General features: G+C 60.8%; 6 protein-coding genes and 1 pseudogene. 2 read left to right on the top strand and 5 right to left on the bottom strand.

Annotation, left to right across the window (positions count from 1 at the left end):
• Positions 1-206, top strand: a pseudogene (locus ACWUKX_RS30800) (cytochrome P450); the annotation flags it as partial.
• On the opposite strand, the gene ACWUKX_RS30795 reads toward ACWUKX_RS30800, so the two are convergent.
• Positions 203-685 (bottom strand): hypothetical protein, encoded by a 483-nt coding sequence (locus tag ACWUKX_RS30795; RefSeq protein WP_456010430.1) that lies wholly within the window; start codon positions 683-685, stop codon positions 203-205. The pseudogene ACWUKX_RS30800 and the gene ACWUKX_RS30795 sit on opposite strands and share 4 nt — an antisense overlap.
• Before the next feature lie 481 nt (positions 686-1166).
• Positions 1167-1469 carry a hypothetical protein gene (locus tag ACWUKX_RS30790; protein ID WP_456010429.1) on the bottom strand — a complete coding sequence of 101 codons (303 nt, stop codon included), beginning with the start codon at positions 1467-1469 and terminating at the stop codon, positions 1167-1169.
• A gap of 630 nt (positions 1470-2099) precedes the next feature.
• On the opposite strand from ACWUKX_RS30790, the gene ACWUKX_RS30785 reads away from it, so the two are divergent.
• Positions 2100-2420, top strand: coding sequence for a hypothetical protein (locus ACWUKX_RS30785; protein ID WP_456010428.1), 321 nt, complete (start codon positions 2100-2102; stop codon positions 2418-2420).
• Positions 2421-2988: 568 nt separating this feature from the next.
• Here ACWUKX_RS30785 and ACWUKX_RS30780 read toward each other — a convergent pair.
• From ACWUKX_RS30780 to ACWUKX_RS30770, 3 genes are all read right to left on the bottom strand, one after another.
• The gene (locus tag ACWUKX_RS30780) at positions 2989-3168 is read right to left on the bottom strand and encodes a hypothetical protein (RefSeq protein WP_456010427.1); all 180 of its coding nucleotides are present in this window, start codon (positions 3166-3168) and stop codon (positions 2989-2991) included.
• Positions 3169-3224: 56 nt separating this feature from the next.
• Entirely contained in the window at positions 3225-3494 is a 270-nt protein-coding gene (locus ACWUKX_RS30775; protein WP_456010426.1) for a hypothetical protein, read from the bottom strand.
• Positions 3495-3713: 219 nt separating this feature from the next.
• The coding region (locus ACWUKX_RS30770) for a TlpA family protein disulfide reductase (RefSeq protein ID WP_456010425.1) at positions 3714-4514 on the bottom strand (801 nt) is incomplete at its 5' end.

Below are 4514 nucleotides of genomic sequence, written 5' to 3'. Positions count from 1 at the left end.
AGCATGCCCGGTTACGCACGATCGTGGCGCCGGCCTTCAGCAACCGCAGGGTGAAGCTGCTCGCGCACCAGGTCGAGGCGATCGCCGCGCAGTTGTTCGAGACGCTGGCGGCCCAGACCCAGCCCGCCGACCTGCGGCGCCACCTCTCCTTCCGCTTCCGGCCATGGGCAGTTGCCGGGATATTTCGCAACGCTTTCCTGGATCATCTGCTTCCTTGAGCGTCGGAACGGGGATTTGGCAGTTGAAAGTTTGAGATGACGCCGGACCGATCAGGGCAGCGAGGACGGCGAGCGCCAGCCATGGCTGATTGCTGGCAGCAGACCTTGCGGACATAGGTGTTTCCGTAGGTCACGAACGCATCGTCCGGGATCGCTCCACTCTTCTTCAGCAGCGCGACCAGGTTCCTGGCCATCTGCTCGTCATAGGTCTTTTCCAGCGTGATCGCGAACCAGCCATTGGTGACCAGGTATGCCGAGACAGCAATGCTGGCCGATCGGGCATAGGCGTTCGCTTCGGCAAGATTGTCGAAACTCTTGATCTGGATGTGACGCTGACGAGAGGGTCCGCTGTCATACTGGTCGACCAAAACCCAGGTGTGGTGCATGTAGCCAGTCTGGCTACCCGACTGGACCCGGTACCAGCGGTCGGCGTCATCGAGGATCGCGACGGGGCTCCCGTTAGCCAAGTTGACGAGGTTGATCGAATTCCCATTGGGGGAGCGCCTTTATGGGGGCAGCGCCCTAGGAGTGCCTGACGCGGCCGGAGCGAGCCTCGGGGATTGAAACTGGCCAATCATTCTGAATCGAAGGCGCAGGCGCTGCGGCGACACTGGATTGCGGTGAAGGGGGCGGGGCTGTTGGCAGGGAGATCTGCGGCTGGCCGGTATCCATGTGTGTGTCGTAACCCGGTACTTGTCCATCTCGCTCCTTGAGAGGTGCCGTACGTCATTGCTTTCGTACTCCAGGGAAAGCTGGAGCAATGACGGGTCGACGCCCATTTCCAACATGTACGATATCACGTCCGCAGTGATCTGCTGCACCGCCGAAACAGCTTTCTTGCGCGCTGAGGGAAACCTGGCCGCTGAAGGAGGACTTATGCACCCCGATCGCGCCGGGCTCCGCGAAGCGCATGACGCCGCCCAAGAATGCAAGAGCGCAGGCCGAGGATCATTCCGGGCCCCTGGGCTGGAAAGTGCTTAGCCTGTAGGAGCGGATAAGGCGGCCGAGCTCCATCGCCTTGACGATATTGCCGCCATTCGAATCGAAGCCGATCACAGTCGGATTATGCGACCGCACGACCGATGCAAATTCATCAAGATTGTCTTCGAAGGAAAACTCGCCGATGACCCTCACGTAGCGGAGGCCGTCGGGTGTCTGATCGGCTTGATACCTCAATCCGGCATGGGCCGCCGCCATGGCGGCAAGCCACGCGGCCAACGCAACCCCAAGCACCTTAGACAGACGCAGCATCGCCCTCTCACCCCTGGCGAAGGTTAGCGTCCTCTATCGGCGCTGTCGGATCCTGACACGAAATACCGTGAGGAGAGCCTTAACGCCCTGCCCTTGACGACCACGGCTCCTGACGCAGGGCTACCCTGCCTCATGCTCCAGCATCCATGCACGACGCCGCGATCATCCCTCTACATCCGGCCAGCCCCTATGGCGTCCAGGCCGTCCTATTGAAGTTTGGCGGGCGCCCGCGCGCCTGATAGCGCGCGCCGGGCTCTCGTGGAACCGAGCCCGCCTTCTTCGCCTTGCTCAGGGCGGTCTCGGCCCTTCGGGCTTTGATCCCTGGCGATAACAAGCCTCCGGCTCGTTCAGCGGACGCCGCTCTTGCGAGCGGCGACATTGTTCAACTGGCCTCTCCCGGCGGCGCGGTGTGGGCGGCGCTCCCTTCTAGGCCCGCCGCGCCAGGCCGCAACCCTTCGCTTCGCTTCGGGTCCTCCACATTCGTTCCGGCCCGCAACCACCCTTTCGCACAGATACGACAAGGCCCCCCGCGGGTGCGGTCTGCCTTCCGGCGGGCCTGTCCGGTCGCAAGTCGCCGTCCACCCCGCTTCCCGGGGAGGCGCGGCTTTGGATCGGAGAGGATGAAAAGCCATGCGCCAGACCGCCAGACGTCCCGCCAGCGGAAAACACGGGAGCCGGAACAAGGACGACAACCGGCCGAGCCTTTACCACGAAGTGACCAGCCGCACCATTGCCGAGTTGGAGCAGGGCCGCTTCCCATGGGTGCAGCCACGGGGCCTCGTCGCGGAAGCGCTCCTGGCGATCGATCAGCAGACGCACCACCTGCCGCTTCGAGACCGCGATGCCGATCGCAGCCAACAGCGCCACCAGCCGCGGCACGGTGACCTGGCCCTGATGGTGCTGCGCCAGCACGAAGCGGCGCAGGTCCGGCCCGAAGGGCGACCCCCATAGCGGAATGCAATATTCCGTGCATTTGAAACGCCAGAGACACCGCGTTTCTTTTTTCCTTCCGCGCTCAGCTTTGTTTTTACTTTCTATTTCTTCTGTCGTCAAAATTGTGCAATAAATTACTATGCCACCGTAACCGATGGCGTATGCTTCCGGGCTCATTCTCTTCCTGCTTTCTGGCAGACAGAGCGCTATTCTGCTTTGATTTCCTTCCGGCCCAAACCTTCGGAGCTTTGGCTTCGTTGTCCGGCAACAAGGCGACGGCCTCTTCGATTTCCGAGAGCGCCGTCTTCCAATCCTCTGTCTTTACGGCCGTCCGATATCTATCATTTATCACCGTCTTCAACGCTTTGTTCGCGCGTTAGGGGTTCGTTTCTGGCGATCCGCTCCGTGTTGGCGGCTTTCGCTGAATCGTTGGTGCGCCAGTTGCCGTTAAGCACTTTCGGCAAGACGTCATGATCGCACAGCTCGGCACCCGTTCAGCGGCGTTGGTGTTCCCATCCTTCCGCCGGCGTTTTTTCACCGAAAGCCTCGCCAAAGGGAAAGGCATGAAGCGCACCGGACGCGTGCTTCAGATCGCGGCCGGCGTGACGATGATCGTCATGGGTTTTCGCCTAGCAGAATCGTCGACGTGGACGCCGTCGGCGCCAAGCTCGCCACGCGGTCGACAGCATGGCCCTTGGCGTGCTGACAACCCGCGGCCGTCGCAAGACATCCCGTCCGGATTGGCGAAAATGGCGTCGGCCGCCATCCCATGCACCTCCAGCATTTCATTCAGGGCCGAGGCCCCGGTGGTCTCATTGAGGATCACGGCAGCCGGTTGCTGCTTGTCAGCTTGGCGTTTCCCTGGGCCAAGCTGCCATGCCGTGAGCCCGACGCCTCATTGATCGAGTGGTTGAGGATGGCGCCGGCGTTCCGGGATTGAAAGCCCTGATATCGATTGCGCGACAGGCGTTCCCGCTGATTGCCCGCGAAGGCATGCGTGGGCGGGGGCACCACATCGGCAAAGGCATGCCGCCAGCCAAGCCATCCCTTGTGGCTTGTCATGCCGCCCAAGATCGAATTCGCTACCGGCATGAAGTCGCAGGCGTGAGGGTTCAAAGGAGGCAAACCCGTAGCTCAGCTCATAGCCTAGCCAAAGACCCGCGCCGTGCGGGTCGTAGGCGGCCGCCGTCCCTTCGGATATGGCCCAGAAGATCGGGGCCAGGCGATTTGGCAAGCCGGGCGGGGTTTTGCGCCGTTCACATCAAAACTTGTCCGCCCGGCCAATTCTGTTCCTCACATCAGACCTGACGGTCAGCCGCAAACGGTATACCACCTGTCGAATCGGCCATCGTTTGGAGCCACACAGAGACCGCCGTAACAAACCTTCTCACCCTTGAAGTTGGCCAGGAACTGCAGCAAATGCAATATTTCGTCCTGTTCATCTTCGTCCCGGATAAGCTCCGGACCGCCCTGCGATTTCAGTGCCAGCTCGATCAGCTCGATCGCCCGATCTTTGTTACCGCTCTCGTTATAATACAGCGCTGCCACCGGATAAGACAGGAGCTTACGTTGGTCGCTTTCCGGGGGATTCAGTGCCAGGATGTGTTCAGAGAGCTCTTTGCCCATAGCCAGGCGCTCAGCAGACGGAAAGTGCGAATGGTCAAAGTTTGGAAAGAAGAGTTCGTCTAGCGCCGCAATCATCCAATCCTCGGAGTTTCTGTTGATCGCGTCGCGAACGAATTGGCGCATGACGGGCAAGCCGGCCTGCATGTCGCGCATTTTGTGAAGCAACAGACCCACATGAGACCGGCGAAAACCGAGCTTGTCGGGCAACAAGGCGATGCCTTCTTCGATCGCCGAGAGCGCCGTCTTCCAATCCTTTTTCTCCACCGCCGCCCAATATTTATCATTGATCGGCTTCTTCAGCGCTTGTTCGCGCGCTATGGGTTCGTCTTCGGCAATCCGCTTCGCATCACCGGCTTTCGCTTGCTTGCTGGTGCGCCAGCTGCCGTTGAGCACTTTCGGCAAGACCTTATCGAGTTGCTTCGGATGACCGATAAAGGCGATGTGACCGTCACGGTCGACCACGAACGAGGTCGGAATCCCGACAGA

The organism is Mesorhizobium sp. f-mel, from assembly GCF_053850215.1.
The sequence above is the reverse complement of the archived record's forward strand: the minus strand, read 5'-3'. Positions and strand labels throughout refer to the sequence as shown.

Excerpts from the sequence above, each read along its gene's own strand:
- ACWUKX_RS30775 (WP_456010426.1), bottom strand. The coding sequence starts at position 3,494 with ATGCCGGTAGCGAATTCGATCTTGGGCGGCATGACAAGCCACAAGGGA.
- ACWUKX_RS30790 (WP_456010429.1), bottom strand. The coding sequence starts at position 1,469 with ATGCTGCGTCTGTCTAAGGTGCTTGGGGTTGCGTTGGCCGCGTGGCTT.
- ACWUKX_RS30780 (WP_456010427.1), bottom strand. The coding sequence starts at position 3,168 with ATGGCGGCCGACGCCATTTTCGCCAATCCGGACGGGATGTCTTGCGAC.
- ACWUKX_RS30785 (WP_456010428.1), top strand. The coding sequence starts at position 2,100 with ATGCGCCAGACCGCCAGACGTCCCGCCAGCGGAAAACACGGGAGCCGG.